We start from the raw sequence: 16,892 nt of genomic DNA on the forward strand, positions 1-16,892 counted from the left end.
CCGAGGGCACGCGCGATGAGCATCACCACCCAGGTGTCGGGAGGGCGGGCGGCCGGCCTGTCCTCCATGCTCGCCTTGCCCTTCCGCGTCCTGATGGGAGCCCTCAACGCTCCCATGAGTGCCGTTCAGCGTCGGTTCGGCATCGGCGGCATGGGGGCCGTTTTCCTGGCCCCGAACATGCTGATCTTCGGCGTCTTCGTGCTCATTCCCGTCGCCATCAACCTCGCCTATTCCCTGACCGGCGGAACCGCCATCTTCTTCGAAGGCCGCTACTTCGTCGGTCTCGACCAGTACAAGACGCTGCTCACCTGCGGGGACTATACCGTCCCGGCCACCTGCCTGCAGGATGCCTTCTGGCAGAGCCTGCACAACACGGCGCTTTTCGTCGTACTGCAGGTCACGCTGCTCGTGCTCGCCTCCCTGGCGACGGCGCTTGTCCTCAACCGCGAGATGCGCGCCCGGGGCTTCTGGCGCGGCGTCTTCTTCTTTCCCGTCCTGCTCTCGCCGGTGGTCGTCGGCCTGATCTGGAAATGGATCCTGCAGCGCGACGGGCTGCTCAATGCGCTTCTCCTGGACCTCGGCTTCGAGCGCACCCTCTGGCTGGCCGAGCGGAACTGGGCCATGTTCTGGGCCATCTTCGTGTCCGTCTGGGCCCATCTCGGCTTCTATGCGCTCATCCTGCTCGCCGGTCTCCAGGCCATTCCGCGCGATCTCTACGAGGCTGCCATGATGGACGGTACCGGCCGCATGCGCACCTTCCGGCGCATCACCCTGCCGCTCCTGTGGCCGAATCTCCTCGTCGTCATCATCCTGGCCCTCATCAAGGCCGTGCAGATCTTCGACGAGGCCTTCGTGCTCACCGGCGGCGGCCCGGGCACCAGCACCATGTTCATCACCCAGTACATCTATGAGACAGGCTTCGCCCACGTGCTGCGCAATCTCGGGCTCGCATCGGCGGCCTCGATCCTCATGGGGATCGTCCTTGTCGCTCTCACGGCCCTGCAGCTCCTGGCGTCGAACAGGCGCGCCCGGAAGGAGGCCGCATGAACGCCCTGGCCACCTTCCTCCTGCGCCGGCGCGGAGGCGCCGGCTGGCACTGGACCGACGTGCTGGCCACTGTCTGGCTCGGCCTTGGTCTCGTCCTGATGTTCGGCCCGGTCCTGTGGCTTGCGGTCTCGTCCTTCAAGACACCCGCGAACCTGGCCGAGTTCCCGCCTACCTTCATGCCGCTCGACGCCCAGGTAGTCCGGGTTCAAGGCTATGAGCAGCCGCTGCCGCTCTTTCGCGTGATCCTCGACGACGGCAGCGCGACTATCCTCGCTCAAGTGCGGCGCGTCGGCATCATGGCCCAGATGGTCGATCCGCAGAACCCGGGTCCCGTCATCCGCGTGCCGATCGACAGGAGAACGCCCGTGCGGGAGATCAAATTCGCTACGGCGAACTATGCCGAACCGCTGCAGCAATTCGACTTCCTGCGCTATTTCCGGAACTCGCTCTTCGTCACGGTCATGGCGACGCTCATCACGCTCGTGGTGAATTCCATGGCGGCTTTCGCCTTGTCGAAATACGAGTTCAAGGGGCGCACGGCGGTGCTCGGCATCATCCTCGCAACCCTGATGGTGCCTTTGTCGGTCATCGTCGTTCCGCTCTATCTCGTGGTGAACTCGCTCAACCTGTTCGACACGCTCTGGGGCGTGATCCTGCCGACGGTGGCGACGCCCACCGGTGTCTTCCTGCTGCGGCAGTACATGCTCACGATTCCCGACGAGCTGATCGACGCGGCCCGCATGGACAAGGCGTCCGAGTGGCAGATCTACTGGCGTATCGTCCTGCCGCTGGCCGCGCCCGCCCTGGCCGTCCTGGCGATCTTCTCGGTCATGTGGCGCTGGAACGACTTCCTGTGGCCCTTGATCGTCCTCTCGCGCAAGGAGCATTACACCCTGCAGGTCGGTCTCAACGCGTTCTCGGGCGAGCTGAACGTGCAATGGCACTACGTGCTTGCCATGACGGTCCTGTCGATCGTCCCGGTCGCCCTGATCTTCCTGTTCCTTCAACGCTACATCACCGCGGGCATCGCGAATACCGGCCTGAAGTAGGGTCGAGCAACACTGGAAAGAGCCCATCGTGAGCCATCTCGTTCTGCGCCAGGTCGCCAAGGAGTTCGGATCCGTTCGCGTCCTGCACGGAATCGACCTCGAAGTCAGGGACGGCGAATTCGTGGTCTTCGTCGGACCGTCCGGCTGCGGCAAGTCCACGCTTCTGCGCACCATCGCGGGACTCGAGCGCGCGAGCTCGGGCGAGATCAAGCTCGACGACCGGATCGTCAACGACGTGTCGGCGGCCGACCGGGGGCTCGCCATGGTGTTCCAGTCCTATGCGCTCTACCCGCACATGAGCGTGCGGCAGAATCTCGCCTTCGGGCTTGAGAACAGCCGCATGCCGAGGGACGAGATCGAGAGACGCGTGATGGAGGCGGCCCGGATGCTGCTGATCGAGCCGCTCCTGCACCGCAAGCCGCGCCAGCTGTCCGGCGGACAGCGCCAGCGCGTTGCGATCGGCCGCGCCATCGTGCGCCGCCCCGGGATCTTCCTTCTCGACGAGCCCCTGTCGAACCTCGATGCGGAGCTGCGCGTGGTGATGCGCGCCGAACTCGCCGCCCTTCACAAGCGGCTCAACGCCACGATGATCTACGTCACCCATGACCAGACCGAGGCGATGACGCTCGCCGACCGCATCGTCGTCCTGCGCGACGGGCGGATCGAGCAGGTCGGAACGCCGCTCGAGCTCTACAACAATCCCGCCAACCGGTTCGTCGCGGGTTTCATCGGCTCTCCCCGCATGAACTTCATCGAGGCCGAGGCCGTTCCGCTGGAGGGCGGCACGGGCGTGCAGGTGAATGGCCGTCCGCAGAAGCTGCCACACCTCGACGTAGCGCCGGGTTCCAAAATCGCGATCGGCATTCGCCCTCATGCCGCCACGGTGACCGATGTCGATCAGGGAGTGATCGCGCTCGAACTGTCCCTCGTCGAGCAGCTCGGGGCAGAGACCATCCTGCACGGCAGGACGGACGAGGGCGAAATCTTCACGGTCTCGGCACCTGGCCAGCGGCGCTATGCCATCGGCGAACGCATCGGGGTCGCGCTGCCGCCCGATGCGCTTCATGTGTTCGATGCGCAGGGAAACGCCCTGCAGCGGGGCTGAACCAGCGATCAGGTCCGCTCGGGCGACTATGATACGTTGTTCGCTTGGGGAAAGTACGATTCCTGCGCTTTTCCGACAGGCTTTACGCTCCTCCGATTTCTGCCGCGGACGATCCACGACATTCTCTCCTGGTCATCCGGGAAAGCGATCCGCTGTCCCGAACTGAGGCGGCCACGAGCACCATGCATCCTACGCGAGAAACCATGTCCTGCCATCAAAGCAGCGTCCACCGGCCAAAAGGAATGCTTCCGCGCCTCGCCCCCGACTGGACCCAGGGGCTTTTCCACTCCAAGACCATGAACGCGAGCCGGCCTCATTCCGCCCGTTTTCATGTCATCCGCGGCCGCATTCTCCTTGGTCTTGGCCAGCACGACCGAGCGATCAGAGATTTCCGGCGTGCCATTCGGCTCGACTGGCGGTACGAGCGGGCCGTGTTCTGGCTCGACAAGGCAAGCCGCACCATCCCAAGCGCCGTCGAGACCGGCTCTCTCACATAGGCGTCAGGGGATAGAGAAAGGCCGTAGGGGCACATCATCCTTGATGCGTTGCAATGCTGTCAGGAGCCAGGACAGCGCCAAGATAATTCATCCTGATCTGTATGGAGATCAGGATGCGCTGAGACTTTACGCACTCAGGAATGTCCGGGCATCCGCACCGTTCACCCCGGCCTCCGCCATGATGCGCCGGGCGAGTTCGGCTGCGGACGGCCGGAGGCGACTTGGCGTACGGTCGAGCCAGTACGATACGGGATTGACGACCATCCGTGAATCCACCGCCGCGACACGCCCGGTGCGCAAGGCATCGCCCGCCAGGGGAGGGCGGGCCAGCGCGATGCCGAGGCCGTGGGCGGCGGCATCGAGCACGAGGTTGTAATCTTCGAAGCGGCGATCCTGTGGGCGAGGGCGGTAATCCATCCCCTGCGCGGCAAACCACGCCCGCCATGCGGAAGCATCGGAATCATGGACCAGCGGATAATCCAGAAGCCGTTCCGGAGCTCCGGCACCGAGTGCGCCTGCCAGAGCCGGTGACGCGATCGGGAAGCACTGCTCCTCGAACAGGCGCACGGACATCCGTCCGGGGAGGATGCCGCGCCCGCAGCGGATCGCCAGATCGATTCCCTCGGCTTCGAGGTCGATGTTGCGGTGCTCCACCACGAACTCGATGCGCAGGGACGGGTCGCCGTCCTCGAAGGCCTTCAGGCGCGGCATCAGCCAGAGGCTGCTGACCGACGGGATCGACGTCAGACGGACGATGGCCGCGCCGCGCCGCTCGATCCAGCGGTCGGAGCTGTCCGCGATCAGCGCGAAGGCCTCGCTCGTCCGCTGGTGGAGGCGCTGCCCCTGCGGCGTCAGGGCGACGCCGCGCGCCTGCCGGTCGAACAGCCGTTCTCCCAGCCAATGCTCAAGCTTGGCCACTTGGCGGCTGATGGCGCCATGGGTGAGGTGGAGATCGTTCGCCGCGGCCGAGAAGCTGCCGAGCCGGGCTGCGGCCTCGAAGGCCCGCAGGGCATCAAGCGGTGGCAAGGGCGTCGAGCTATGACTCATGCTCACAGCTGACAGTTGAATTGTTCGATTGTCAATCAGCTCGGATCGACGAATTCTCGGGCTCGCCATTTCCATCGCGAGTGTCCCATGAGCATCGGTGCCGTCCATCCCTCCAAACCCCTATCCTCCGACCACGTGACGGTCGCTGCGGTGATCGTCACGATCCTCGCCTGGGCGTCGGCCTTCCCGGCCATCCGGGCAGGCCTGCAGGCCTTCGGCCCCATCGAGCTCGGCGCCCTGCGGTTTGCGATCGCAGCTCTGCCGGCCGCTCTCTTCCTCGTCCTCACCCGTCCGGGCTGGCCGACACCGGCCGACTTCGTCCGCCTGGCAGCCGGCGGGCTTCTGTTCGTGGCGCTCTATACGGGGCTTCTCAACATAGGCGAGATGACCGTCTCGGCTGGAGCGGCAAGCTTCATCATCAACACGAACCCCATCATGACGGCCGCGCTGGCGATGCTCGTCCTGGGAGAGCGGTTCAGCGCCGGAGCCTGGGTCGGGACGGCGGTATCGTTCGCCGGCATCGGGCTCATCGCTCTTGGGGAAGGCGACGGAATGCGCCTCGAGACCGGAGCCCTGCTCATCCTCGGCGCGGCGCTCTGCAACTCGGTGACCACGGTCGTGCAGAAGCCGCTCTTTGCCCGGCATAAGCCGCTTACGGTCTCGGCATGGAACATGGTGCTCGGCGCATTGGTCCTCGCCCCGTGGCTCCCGAGTGGCGCCGGCCAGTTCATCGTCGCGCCTTCGTCGGGGATCATGGCGGTCATCTATCTCGGCGTTGTCCCGAGCCTCATCGCGTACGGCACCTGGGCGATCGCCCTGTCGCGCCTGCCGGCGAGCCGCGCGTCGAACTTCATGTACTGCGTGCCGCCGGTCGCGACTCTTCTGGGCTTTGTCTGGCTCGGCGAGGCCCCGACCCTGCTCGGGGCCGTCGGCGGCGTAATGGCGCTCGCAGGCGTCGCCGTTGTCAACTGGCGGCGATAGGAGAGACGGGAAAGCAGAGAGCTGCGGTCATTCGGTTGATAGGCAGCAGAAAGAGCGTCGTCGCGCTATGCAGCGCGACGACGCTCTTCTTCAGTCGGGTATTCAAGCGAGTGCTGGCGCACTCGCCGGGAGCAGTGCGCGCCATTGTGACTCCTGCATCGCGATCAGTGATGTCCGAGTCGCGGCGAATCCGGTATTCATTCACGTCCCGTGCCGCTTGCGAAGCTGCGGCCCATCACGATGGCTCCCATCAAGATGTCAAAAGGCGATCTCATGAATGCCAACGCAAATCTCATCACTGAGCGGCCGACCTTCGTCACCCATCTCGAGTGTTCGTGGACCGGCGAGATCTACGAGGCGGACAAGCCGCACAATCTGTCCCGTGCCGGCAAGCCCCTGCTGGTCCGCTACGATCTTAAGGGTGTACGCGCCGCTCTGAGCAAGGACGAGCTGTCCCAGCGCCCGAACGATCTGTGGCGGTGGCGCGAGCTTCTGCCGGTACGCCGCGCCGCGGACATCGTGAGCCTCGGAGAAACGACCACTCCGCTCGTTCCTCTTGCACGGTCCAAGGTCGGTGGAGGCGGGGAGGTGCTCGTGAAGGACGAGGGCCGTCTTCCCACGGGATCGTTCAAGGCCCGTGGCCTCGTGATGGCCGTGTCTATGGCCAAGGCTTTCGGGATCGGGCATCTGGCGATGCCGAGCAACGGCAATGCCGGAGCGGCGCTTGCCGCCTATGCCAGTCGCGCGGGCATGCGCGCCACCGTCTTCTGCCCGGAGGATACGCCGGAGATCAATCTATCCGAGATCGCCCTCCAGGGAGCCTCCGTCTATCGCGTCAACGGCCTGATCGACGATTGCGGAAAGCTCGTTGCGCAGGGCCGCGAGACGACAGGATGGTTCGACGTCTCGACGCTCAAAGAGCCCTACCGGATCGAGGGCAAGAAGACGATGGGGCTGGAGCTTGCGGAACAGCTCGGCTGGGAGCTTCCCGACGTGATCTTCTATCCCACGGGTGGCGGCACCGGCCTGATCGGTATGTGGAAGGCTTTCGACGAGCTGGAGGCTATCGGCTTCATCGGCAGCAAGCGTCCGCGCATGGTTGCCGTTCAGGCGGAAGGCTGCGCTCCGATGGTCCGGGCCTTCGAAGACGGCACGGAGACGGCCACGCGCTGGGAGAATGCCCACACGCTCGCATGGGGAATTCGCGTGCCGCAGGCCGTGGGCGACTTTCTCATTCTACGCGCGGTGAGGGACAGCGGTGGTTTCGCCATGGCGGTCTCGGACGAGGCCATCACGGACGCGGTCGCATCCGTCGCGCGCGACGACGGCCTCCTGCTGAGCCCGGAAGGAGGCGCAACCGTTGTGGCCTATCGACAGGCGCTCACCGACGGCCGGGTGCGCAGGGATGAGCGTGTCGTGCTGTTCAATTGCGCGACCGGTCTGAAATATCCCCTGCCGCCGATGCACGCGTCTCTCGACCGCACCAAGCCGATCGATTTCGCCAAGCTCGCATGAGTGTCCCCCGTCGCGAGACGGCAATGATCCACTCCGACAGCGTGGTCTTCAACAAGGCTCACCCACGGCCGGTGAGCCTTAGAATTTTATGCTGCTCCGAATAGGATCCATAGAACGGTCTCGACGCGTGCCGGGCCATGATGAGAACGATCTTCTGAATTTCACTCATTGCCTCGAAGATGCTGTCCGTTTGACTGCGCGACCTGTAAATTGAAGGGAGATGGCAGCAGGTACAGACGACACCATGTCTCAGGGACATTCGCGCTCACCGCGCAAGATGATTCTCGGAATACTTGTGTTCTGGCTCGCCGTCGGAGCAGCCGTCGCCGGCAGGGTTGCCTATTTCGATCAGATCACCGCGACTGCCACGGCAAGGCCGCTCTGACGGAGCCTCCAGCCGCTTTTCAGTGATTCAACACTGCGCGAACAAACTGTTCGTTGGCGGGGGAGAGCGGCTTCTGCGCGTGGGAAGCGTTGAGCGACCGCTCCTGGATGTCGTTCGGTGCGGCAACGGATGCCCCGATGGCGATGATCAATGGACCGTCCTCGGGCAGATCGATGCCGCGCGCCACATTCCCGATCGTCGAATGCACGCTGTCCTGATCGTCTCGCGACACGTTGCTGATGGCCACGACCGGCGTGTCGGACGGAAGGCCGCTCTCGACCATCCGGGTCGCCAGCTTGGATGCCGTGCGCCGGCCCATATAGACGACCGTCGTCGCAAGAGGGTCCGCCAGGGCTGCAAGATTCAGGCTCTCGGGTAGATCCCCATGCCGGTCATGCGCGGTGATGAACTGCACCCGTTGAGCATGATCGCGATGGGTCAGAGAAGCGTTGAGTGAGGCCGCCGCTGCGCTCGCGGTCGTGATGCCGGGAACGACCCGAACCGGAACGCCGGCTTCCCGGCAGGCCGCGACCTCCTCGCCGGTGCGGCCGAAGATGGCGGGATCCCCGCCCTTGAGACGAACGACGCGCTCGCCTGCAAGCGCCAGATCGACGATGAGGGCGTTGATGTCGTCCTGGCGGCATGATGCGCCATGGCCCTCCTTGCCGACATGGACCCGGCGGGCCTCCCGGCGCGCCAGTTCGAGGATGGCCGGCGTGACAAGGCGGTCGTAGACGATCACGTCGGCCGCCTGCAGCTCGCGCATCGCCTTCAGGGTCAGGAGTTCGGGATCGCCCGGACCCGCGCCGACGATGACAACCTCACCTGGTCCTCGCCTCTCCGATCCTTCTTCGCCAAGCTCGCGTGCGAGGCGATCCAAAGTCCCGTTTCGGTCTTGCGATCCGTTCGCGAATGCGACATCGACGAACTGCTCCCAGAACCGACGTCGACCCGACTTCGACGGGACGATGTCCCGCAGGCGATCACGGAAGGCCTTTGCAGCCTGCGCCCACGCGCCGAGCGAGGGAGGCAGAACCGCCTCGATGCGGCGACGAATGGCCTGGCCCAGGATGGGAGCCGCGCCATCGGTCGATATGGACACGACGACCGGAGCGCGATTGACGATGGTGCCGAACTGGAAATCGCAGAAGGCCGGTTTGTCGACGACGTTGACGAGCGCGCCGTGCCGGCGCGCCGCTTCGGCGAAGTTTGCGGCGTCCTGCCGGTCCTCGATGTCCGCGATCGCGACAGAGACTCCGGCGAGATCCGCCTCACGCCACGAACGTCGCATCAGGGTGAGGCGCGTCGGATCGTTTCGAACGACGGAGCGAAGCTCAGGCGAGGGGTTCTCCGCAACGATCCTGACGGTGCCGCCGGCTGCCGCGAGGAGTTCGGCCTTCCAGGCGATGCCGTCCGATCCTCCAACGACAAGAATCGAGCGCCCGGCGAGATCGACGAAGAGCGGCAGCTTCGGCAGGGCGTTGAGGCGTGCGGGACGCCGATCGTCGGCGCGAGCGGGCACGCTCATTCCGCCGCCTCGGCCAGAGGGCCCGTGTTGGCGTGAAAATCGCGACCGTTGCCCGTTGCGGCCACGATCCCGGCGCGGATGACGAAATCCCCGAACCTCTCGGCGACCTTTCGGCCATGGGCGTAGGCCGCGAAGAGCGGGTCGAGAGCGGCGATGATCTCGTCGTGCTGCAGGTCGGCCGCATAGAGCTTCGAGAGGCGGGACCCGTCGAAGGCGCCGCCGAGATAGAGATTGTACCGACCCGGGCCTTTGCCCACGAGGCCGATCTCCGCGATATACGGGCGGGCGCAGCCATTGGGGCAACCGGTCATGCGGATCGTGATCTCGTCCTCGGCGAGGCCGCGAAGGCTGAGGCGCTCCTCGAGCGCCGTCACGAGCGAGGGCAGGTAGCGCTCGCTCTCGGCCAGCGCCAGACCGCAGGTCGGCAGGGCCACGCAGGCCATCGCGTTGCGCCGCAGCGCCGTGGCATGGCTCGTCAGGCCATGATCCTCGACGAGCGCTTCGATCTGCGCGCGCTTCCCCGGTGAGACATTGGCCACGATCACGTTCTGGTTCGCCGTGAGGCGGAACTCGCCGTCGTGGATCTCGGCGATCCGACGGAAGCCCGTCAGGAGGGAAGGGCCGCCCGGAATGTCGCGCAGACGGCCGTTCTCGATGAAGAGCGTCAAGTGGGAGCGGCCGTCTTCGCCCTCGACCCACCCGTAGCGATCGCCGTTGTTGTCGAACCGGAAAGGCTGCGGCTTGCCCAGGGCTTTGCCGATGCGACGCTCGACCTCGGCGCGGAACGCGTCGAGGCCCCGATCCTCGATGGTGTACTTGAGGCGCGCATGCTTGCGGAGCGTGCGGTCGCCCCAGTCGCGCTGCACCGTCACCACAGCCTCCGCCACGGCAAGGGCGTCTTCGGGCCGGCAGAAGCCCAGCACGTCGGCCGTGCGGGGATAGGTGTCCTCCTCACCGTGGGTCATGCCCATGCCGCCGCCGACCGTCACGTTCCAGCCCTTGACCTCGCCCTTCTTGCCGAGGATCGCGATGAAGCCGAGATCCTGTGCGAAGATGTCGACCTCGTTCGACGGCGGAACCGCCACCACCGTCTTGAACTTCCGCGGCAGGTAGGTCCGACCGTAGACGGGTTCGATGACCTCTTCTCCGCCGACGACCTTCTCCCCGTCGAGCCAGATCTCCCGATAGGCCGGCGTTTGCGGCAGGAGATGCTCGGAGATCGACCGGGCGAGATCAAGGGCCGCCGCGTGGGCGCGGGACTGATGCGGATTGGTCGAGGCCAGCACGTTGCGGTTGACGTCGCCGCAGGCGGCGAGCGTATCGAGAAGGGCCGCGTCGATGGCCTTCATGGTTGCCTTCAGGTTCGACTTGATCACGCCATGGAACTGGAACGTCTGCCGGGTCGTCAGGCGCAACGTTCCATTGGCGTAATCCTGGGCGATCCGATCGAGCTGCAGCCACTGGGCCGGCGTGCAGACGCCGCCCGGTATGCGCAGGCGGATCATGAACGAAAAGGCCTTCTCGAGCTTCTTCTTCGTCCGCTCGGCCCGCAGATCCCGGTCGTCCTGCAGATACATGCCGTGGAACTTGACCAGCTGCTGGTCGTCTTCGGTGATTGCCCCGGTGACGATGTCGGTGAGGCCTTCCGCGAGCGTCCCGCGCAGATAGCCGCTTGCCTCTTTGATGCGCTCGTTGCGCGAGAGTTCCTTGGACATCGTTCGTGCTTCTCAATAAACGTCTTGGTGATAGCGCCGGCCGCGCTCGAGTTCCGTGACGGCGTGTTCGGCCGCCTCGGGGGAAAGGGCCTTCACGTCGGCGAAGGCTGCAACGAGGGCGGCGCGAACATCCTTCGCCATCGCCTTGGCGTCGCCGCAGACATAGACCTGCGCACCGTTGTCCAGCCAGTCGACGAGGTCGCGGCGCTGCTCCCAGAGGCGGTGCTGCACATATACCTTCTGTGGCGTGTCGCGCGAGAAGGCGAGGTCGAGCCGGGCGAGCGATCCGTCCCTCAGGGCATCCTGCCATTCCAGCTGATAGAGGAAATCGTGCGTGTAGCGCCGGTCGCCGAAGAACAGCCAGGATCTGCCGCCTGCTCCAAGGGCACGCCGTTCCTGCACGAAGGCGCGGAAGGGAGCAATGCCGGTTCCCGGGCCGATCATGATGATGTCGGTGGAAGGCTCTGGCAGCCGGAAATGCTTGTTGGGCTTTAGGCGAACGCGGGCGGCCGCGCCCGCCTTGAGGCGGTCCGCCACGAAGGTCGACGCGACACCCCGGCGCACGCGCCCATGGGCTTCATAGCGGACAGCTGCGATGAGAAGATGCGCCTCGTCGCCGACCTCCCTGCGCGAGGACGCGATGGAATAGGCCCGCGGCGGGAGAGGCCGGGTGAGCGCCGTGAGTTGCTGGGCGGTCAGCGTGACGGGGTAGGCTTCGACGAGATCGATGAACTGGCGTCCGTCGATCCAGGAGCGCGCCTGTCCCTCATCCAGGAGCCTGCGGAGCTCCGCATGGCCGGTCTCGGCCGCGAAGGTTTCGAGGGTCTTGACCGCGAGGGTCGTGATGTCGCGCTCGGTCGTCAATGTGGTGCGCAAGCTGTCATCGGCCTGCAGTCCTGTCGCCGCGAGAACGGCGTCCACGAGGGCCGGGTCGTTCTCGGGAAACAGCTCGAGCGCGTCGCCGGGCTCATAAGCCGGCGCGGCGCCGTCGAAGCCGAGCGCCAGGTGAATCGTCTCCTTGTCGGAGCGCGAGGAACTCAGGTTGACATGCTCGATCACCTCGCCGATCACGGCATCCCGGCTCGGCTCGACGCTGACGCGGGGGCCGAAATCGACCGACACCACGTTGCCCGAACTCTCCTGGGCCGGACTCTCCTGGGCCGGTGCGAAGGCTGCGAGCGTGGTCTTGATCCAGGCCGCGGCGGGCGCCTCGAAATCCAGGTCGCAATCGACCCTGTCTGCCGCGCGTACGGCGCCGAGTTCGGCCAGCCGCGCATCGAGGGCTTTGCCGACGCCGCAGAATTCCGCATAGGCGGTGTCGCCCAGCGCCAGGACGGCGAAGCTCGTACCTTCGAGACGAGGCGCCGATGGTCCCATGAGAGCCGCATAGGCCCGGGCAGCACGCCCCGGCGGCTCGCCTTCGCCCCAGGTGGCGGCGATCACCACCAGCTTTCCGTGCTGCGGCAGGTCGGCCACGTCGAGATCGGCGAAATCGACGATCTTCGGCTTGAAGCCGTCCTTGCGGGCGAGCTTCGCCACGTCCTGGGCCAGCCGCTCCGCATTGCCCGACTCGCTGGCGAAGAGGATCGTGAGCGGCTCTGACGCACGGGCAGGTGCATCCACCCGGGGGAGGGGCGCCTGACCCGCATCGATCCCGGCCAGGAAGCCCGCGAGCCATGCGCGCTGAATGGGAGAAGCGGCGCTCAGGACGCGATCGAGGCTGAGCCGGTCGTCGTCCCCGAAGGGCGCGGTTTGAGGCAGAAGAGCAAATGCTGACATGGCTTCAGTTTCGCGCTCAGCTCTGGATGAAGTCAATGAAACGTTCTTTTTAAAGAACCAGTTCCGGAAGAAAATTCTTTTGTCTCGGCTGGCCCGCGGAGAAGAGAATTCTGCGGAACCCGGGGCTTGGCTAGAAAGGGGTAGGTGCGCACCCGGCTCGGGACCGTGTCAGGCCTCAGGCCGTGATCTCGATCGGCAGTGCCGTCGTGGACTTCACCCGTTCGACGCTGAAGCGCGAACTGACGTTCTTCAAGGGGACGATGCCGATCAAACGCTTGTAGAACAGGTCGTAGGCCTTGACGTCCGGAACGACCACCCGCAGCAGGTAATCCACGTCCCCGGCCATGCGGTGGAACTCGACCACCTCACTCATGGTCGAGATCGTCGTTGCGAAGCGCTCCAAGGATTCCTGCGTGTGGTCGCCGGCCTCGACGCAGACGAAGACCGTCAGGCCAAGCCCGAGCTTCTCCGGGTCCAGAAGGGCCACCCGGCGTTGAATCACCCCCTGGGCTTCGAGGCGCTGGATGCGTTTCCAGCACGGAGTTTGGGAGAGGCCGACCCGGTGGCCGATGTCAGCGACAGAAAGTGTGCCATCTTGCTGAAGAAGATCTAAAATTTTTCGGTCGATGCGGTCCATCTCTGCATCCCGTACTTCGATGAATATTGCTCCCCTCGCTTTTCACGTTTCAGGGAAAAATATTCTCTTCTTGCGACGTCCTGGCCGAGACGGCGAGCGGTCCGCGCCCCGGTTCAGTACAGCCTGACCTTGACACCGTTCGTTATTAAGAACAAGTTCGATTTTGCGCTTTGGAGAATTTGACGATGGATATGGGCTCAGGAGGCGTGCAGGCCGACGCTTTGGCCCGCGCCATGAAAGAAGTGGGCCTCGCGGAACGCCTTGCCCTCGCGTCGCGTGCGATCAACGGCCGGCTGGTCTTCACGACCAGCTTCGGTCTTGAAGACCAGGCGATCACCCATGCGATCTTCAGGGCGGGTCTCGACATTCACATCGAGCTCGTGACTCTCGACACCGGCCGGCTGTTTCCCGAGACCTATGACCTCTGGGCGCAGACGGAGGAGCGCTACGGGCGTCGGATCAACGCGGTCAGTCCCGACTGTTCCGACCTGGAGGCCCTGGTGGCCCGCCAGGGCGTCAACGGTTTCCGTCACTCGGTCGAGGCCCGGAAAGCCTGCTGCGACATCCGCAAGGTCGAGCCCCTGGGCCGGGCTCTCGCTGGGGCGGCCGGATGGGTCACGGGTCTTCGCGCCGAACAATCCGCCTTTCGCGCGGCCGTGCCGCTGGCCTTGCAGGACGAAGGGTATCGCCTGATCAAGCTCAATCCCCTGGCGGATTGGAGCCGACAGGACCTCGTCCGCTATGTCACCGACAACGCCGTTCCTTACAATCCGCTGCACGACCAGGGATACCCATCCATCGGCTGCGCACCCTGCACCCGGGCGGTTCGTCTCGGCGAGCCCGAGCGTGCAGGCCGCTGGTGGTGGGAGCAGGAGGCCAAGAAGGAATGTGGCCTGCATCTCGTGCCGACCCAGAGAATTCAGGAGCATTCCCATGATCGGCGGGCGTGACGCGGGAGATGTGCGCTACGCAAAGCGGTCCGAGCCTCAAGGGGCTCTGTCCGAGGGCAAGGGGCTGCGGTCGGACTTGACCCATCTCGACCGCCTTGAAGCGGAAAGCATCTACATCATGCGCGAGGCCGTCGCCGAAAGCGACAATCCCGTCATGCTGTATTCCATCGGCAAGGACTCTTCGGTCCTGCTGCACCTTGCTCTCAAGGCGTTCTATCCGGCAAGGCTGCCGTTTCCCCTTCTGCATGTGGACACGACCTGGAAGTTTCGCGAAATGATCGCTTTCCGGGACCGACGCGCGCGCGAACTCGGGATTGATCTTCTGGTGCACACCAATCAGGACGGTCTTGCCCGCAACATCGGTCCGATCAGCCATGGCTCGGAAGTGCATACCGACGTCATGAAAACCCAGGCGCTCAAGCAGGCGCTCGAGCAGTACGAGTTCGATGCCGCGTTCGGCGGCGCCCGTCGCGACGAGGAGAAGTCGCGAGCCAAGGAACGGGTGTTCTCGCTGCGCAACGCCCATCACCGCTGGGATCCCAAGCGCCAGCGGCCCGAGCCCTGGCAGCTCTATAACGGACGCAAGCGCCGAGGCGAGAGCCTGCGCGTCTTTCCACTCTCCAATTGGACTGAGCTCGACATCTGGCTCTACATCCACCGGGAGAACATCCCCATCGTTCCGCTCTATTTTGCCGCCGAGCGTCCGGTTGTGGAGCGGGACGGCATGCTCATCCTCGTGGATGATGAAAGATTGCCGCTTCATCCGGGCGAGCGGCCGCAACTGCGGTCCGTGCGGTTCAGGACGCTCGGCTGCTACCCCCTGACCGGGGCCGTGGAGAGCACCGCGTCCACTCTCCCCGACATCATTCGCGAGACGCTCGAGGCGCGGACGTCCGAACGCCATGGACGCGCCATCGACAAGGACACCGCGGCGTCCATGGAACGCAAGAAGCAAGAGGGCTACTTCTGATGTCGGTTCATCTCGAACCCGAGAGTTTCAAGCTGGAGGATTATCTCGCGGCGCATGAGCGCAAGAGCCTGTTGCGGTTCATCACCTGCGGCTCCGTCGACGATGGAAAGTCCACGCTGATCGGCCGCCTGCTGTACGAGTCCAAGCGTTTGTTCGACGACCAGCTCGCAACGCTCGAGCGCGACTCGCGCAGGCACGGAACGCAGGATGGCGGCATCGACTTTGCCCTTCTGGTCGATGGGCTGGCCAGTGAACGCGAGCAGGGCATCACCATCGATGTCGCCTATCGCTTCTTCTCGACAGACCAGCGGAGCTTCATCGTGGCCGACACTCCCGGCCATGAGCAATACACGCGCAACATGGCCACGGGTGCGTCGACGGCCGATGTCGCCATCCTGCTCATCGATGCGCGCAAGGGCATCACGCGCCAGACGCGCCGCCACGCCCTTCTCGTGTCGATGCTCGGGATCCGTCACGTGGCCCTGGCGATCAACAAGATGGATCTCGTGGCGTGGTCCAGGGAGAAATTCGACCAGATCGGAGCGGAGTTCCGGGCCTTCGCGGTCAATCTGGGCTTCGATCGGATCGACGCCATCCCGGTATCGGCTCTCAACGGCGACAACGTGGTCGAACCGTCGTCACAGGCCGGCTGGTACGAGGGGCCGACGCTGCTTGCCTATCTCGAAACCATCGAGGTCGAGCAGAAGGCCGATGCGGAGCCGTTCCGCATGCCGGTCCAGTGGGTCAATCGGCCGAGCCCGAACTTCCGCGGGTTCGCCGGCATCGTCACGAGCGGTCGGATCCGGCCGGGATCGCGAGTGCGGATCCTGCCCTCCGGGCTTGAGACTGCCGTTGACCGGATCGTGACGATGGACGGCGACCTGGCCGAGGCGATTACCGGGCAATCCGTCACACTCACCCTGTCCGACGAGGTGGATATCTCCCGAGGAGACGTCATCGCTTCGGTGGAGCGACAGGCGCAGGTTTCCGACAGGATCGAAGCCCGCCTGTTCTGGATGGCCACGGAGCATTTGAAAGAAGGCGATCAGTTTCTTCTGAAGCTCGGGGCAGCGGCCGTGCCCGCGCGGGTCGTGCGCGTGCGGCAGCGAATCGATCTCGCATCGCTCGCCTCCGTGCCCGTGTCGTCGCTCGGGCCCAACGATATCGGCCACGTGGTTCTCGCCCTGGACCAGCCTGTCGCCTTCGACCCGTACGCGCAGAGCCGTCGCACCGGCGGCTTCATCCTCATCGACCGGGAGAGTTTCGACACGGTTGCGATTGGTCTCGTGGATGGCGCCGCTTCGGAACAGCCGGTCAATCTCGACGTGGTCCGGACCAATGCTCCGCTGGCCTGGATCAAGTGGACCGGCGAGCAAAAGCGGCGGAGCGCTCTCAAGGCCATGTCGTGGCGGGTCATCGGATCCGTTGCAACCATCGGTGCCGCGGTCGTCCTGACCCAGGACGTTCGCCTGGCGGCAGCGATCGGCGCGACCGAGGTCGTGACCAAGCTCGTGCTATATTACGGCCACGAGCGCCTGTGGGCCCGCATCCGCTACGGCCTGTCCGTCGCCACCGGGAAGCATGGCGGCGGGCCGCAGAGCTCGAGCGTCAATTAGAGGCGCGATCCTCGCCCCGCACATTCATCATCGTGTCAAATGCCCTGAGCCGTCGGGAGGCCGTGGCCGGG

The 16,892-nt window shown here is 65.0% G+C and carries 14 protein-coding genes and 1 pseudogene; 10 read left to right on the forward strand and 5 right to left on the reverse strand.

Annotation, left to right across the window (positions count from 1 at the left end; translation table 11 throughout):
- The first annotated feature begins 15 nt into the window (after positions 1-15).
- The 4 genes from HPT29_RS04595 (at position 16) to HPT29_RS04610 (ending at position 3,698) form a co-directional block, all read left to right on the forward strand.
- Positions 16-1,047 carry a carbohydrate ABC transporter permease gene (locus tag HPT29_RS04595; RefSeq protein WP_173947874.1) on the forward strand — a complete coding sequence of 344 codons (1,032 nt, stop codon included), beginning with the start codon at positions 16-18 and terminating at the stop codon, positions 1,045-1,047.
- Positions 1,044-2,096 carry a carbohydrate ABC transporter permease gene (locus HPT29_RS04600; RefSeq protein WP_173947875.1) on the forward strand — a complete coding sequence of 351 codons (1,053 nt, stop codon included), beginning with the start codon at positions 1,044-1,046 and terminating at the stop codon, positions 2,094-2,096. The genes HPT29_RS04595 and HPT29_RS04600 overlap by 4 nt, the downstream gene beginning before the upstream one ends.
- Before the next feature lie 28 nt (positions 2,097-2,124).
- The gene (locus HPT29_RS04605; protein WP_173947876.1) at positions 2,125-3,201 is read left to right on the forward strand and encodes an ABC transporter ATP-binding protein; all 1,077 of its coding nucleotides are present in this window, start codon (positions 2,125-2,127) and stop codon (positions 3,199-3,201) included.
- 242 nt (positions 3,202-3,443) lie between these two features.
- The gene (locus HPT29_RS04610) at positions 3,444-3,698 is read left to right on the forward strand and encodes a tetratricopeptide repeat protein (protein WP_173947877.1); all 255 of its coding nucleotides are present in this window, start codon (positions 3,444-3,446) and stop codon (positions 3,696-3,698) included.
- A 126-nt stretch (positions 3,699-3,824) separates the two neighbouring features.
- On the opposite strand, the gene HPT29_RS04615 is transcribed toward HPT29_RS04610, so the two are convergent.
- On the reverse strand, positions 3,825-4,745 hold the full coding sequence (locus HPT29_RS04615) for a LysR substrate-binding domain-containing protein (protein ID WP_173947878.1): 921 nt from the start codon (positions 4,743-4,745) through the stop codon (positions 3,825-3,827).
- Positions 4,746-4,832: 87 nt separating this feature from the next.
- Between HPT29_RS04615 and HPT29_RS04620 the strand changes: the two genes are divergently transcribed.
- The 3 genes from HPT29_RS04620 (at position 4,833) to HPT29_RS04630 (ending at position 7,626) form a co-directional block, all read left to right on the forward strand.
- Positions 4,833-5,726, forward strand: coding sequence for a DMT family transporter (locus tag HPT29_RS04620; protein ID WP_173947879.1), 894 nt, complete (start codon positions 4,833-4,835; stop codon positions 5,724-5,726).
- 273 nt (positions 5,727-5,999) lie between these two features.
- A complete protein-coding gene (locus tag HPT29_RS04625) occupies positions 6,000-7,241 on the forward strand; it encodes a threonine synthase (RefSeq protein ID WP_173947880.1) in 1,242 nt (413 codons plus the stop codon).
- A gap of 220 nt (positions 7,242-7,461) precedes the next feature.
- A complete protein-coding gene (locus tag HPT29_RS04630) occupies positions 7,462-7,626 on the forward strand; it encodes a hypothetical protein (RefSeq protein ID WP_210272147.1) in 165 nt (54 codons plus the stop codon).
- Between the two features lie 19 nt (positions 7,627-7,645).
- Here HPT29_RS04630 and cysG read toward each other — a convergent pair whose 3' ends face one another.
- The 4 genes and pseudogenes from cysG to HPT29_RS04650 form a co-directional block, all read right to left on the reverse strand.
- Positions 7,646-9,154 carry a siroheme synthase CysG gene (cysG, locus tag HPT29_RS04635; RefSeq protein ID WP_173947882.1) on the reverse strand — a complete coding sequence of 503 codons (1,509 nt, stop codon included), beginning with the start codon at positions 9,152-9,154 and terminating at the stop codon, positions 7,646-7,648.
- Positions 9,151-10,857, reverse strand: a pseudogene (locus HPT29_RS04640) (NADPH-dependent assimilatory sulfite reductase hemoprotein subunit); the annotation flags it as partial. The pseudogene HPT29_RS04640 and the gene cysG, both read right to left, overlap by 4 nt.
- 24 nt (positions 10,858-10,881) lie before the next feature.
- Entirely contained in the window at positions 10,882-12,648 is a 1,767-nt protein-coding gene (locus tag HPT29_RS04645; protein WP_173947884.1) for a diflavin oxidoreductase, read from the reverse strand.
- 175 nt (positions 12,649-12,823) lie between these two features.
- The gene (locus HPT29_RS04650) at positions 12,824-13,285 is read right to left on the reverse strand and encodes an Lrp/AsnC family transcriptional regulator (protein ID WP_173947885.1); all 462 of its coding nucleotides are present in this window, start codon (positions 13,283-13,285) and stop codon (positions 12,824-12,826) included.
- A gap of 191 nt (positions 13,286-13,476) precedes the next feature.
- On the opposite strand from HPT29_RS04650, the gene HPT29_RS04655 reads away from it, so the two are divergent.
- From HPT29_RS04655 to cysN, 3 genes are all read left to right on the forward strand, one after another.
- Positions 13,477-14,235, forward strand: a complete 759-nt coding sequence (locus HPT29_RS04655) for a phosphoadenylyl-sulfate reductase (protein WP_173947915.1) — start codon at positions 13,477-13,479, stop codon at positions 14,233-14,235.
- A gap of 118 nt (positions 14,236-14,353) precedes the next feature.
- Positions 14,354-15,205 carry a sulfate adenylyltransferase subunit CysD gene (gene cysD, locus HPT29_RS04660; protein WP_259060664.1) on the forward strand — a complete coding sequence of 284 codons (852 nt, stop codon included), beginning with the start codon at positions 14,354-14,356 and terminating at the stop codon, positions 15,203-15,205.
- Complete coding sequence (gene cysN, locus HPT29_RS04665) at positions 15,205-16,821, forward strand: sulfate adenylyltransferase subunit CysN (RefSeq protein ID WP_173947886.1); 1,617 nt, start codon at positions 15,205-15,207, stop codon at positions 16,819-16,821. Before cysD ends, cysN begins: the two co-directional genes overlap by 1 nt.
- Positions 16,822-16,892 lie beyond the last annotated feature (71 nt).

The organism is Microvirga terrae (assembly GCF_013307435.2).
Lineage (GTDB): Bacteria > Pseudomonadota > Alphaproteobacteria > Rhizobiales > Beijerinckiaceae > Microvirga > Microvirga terrae.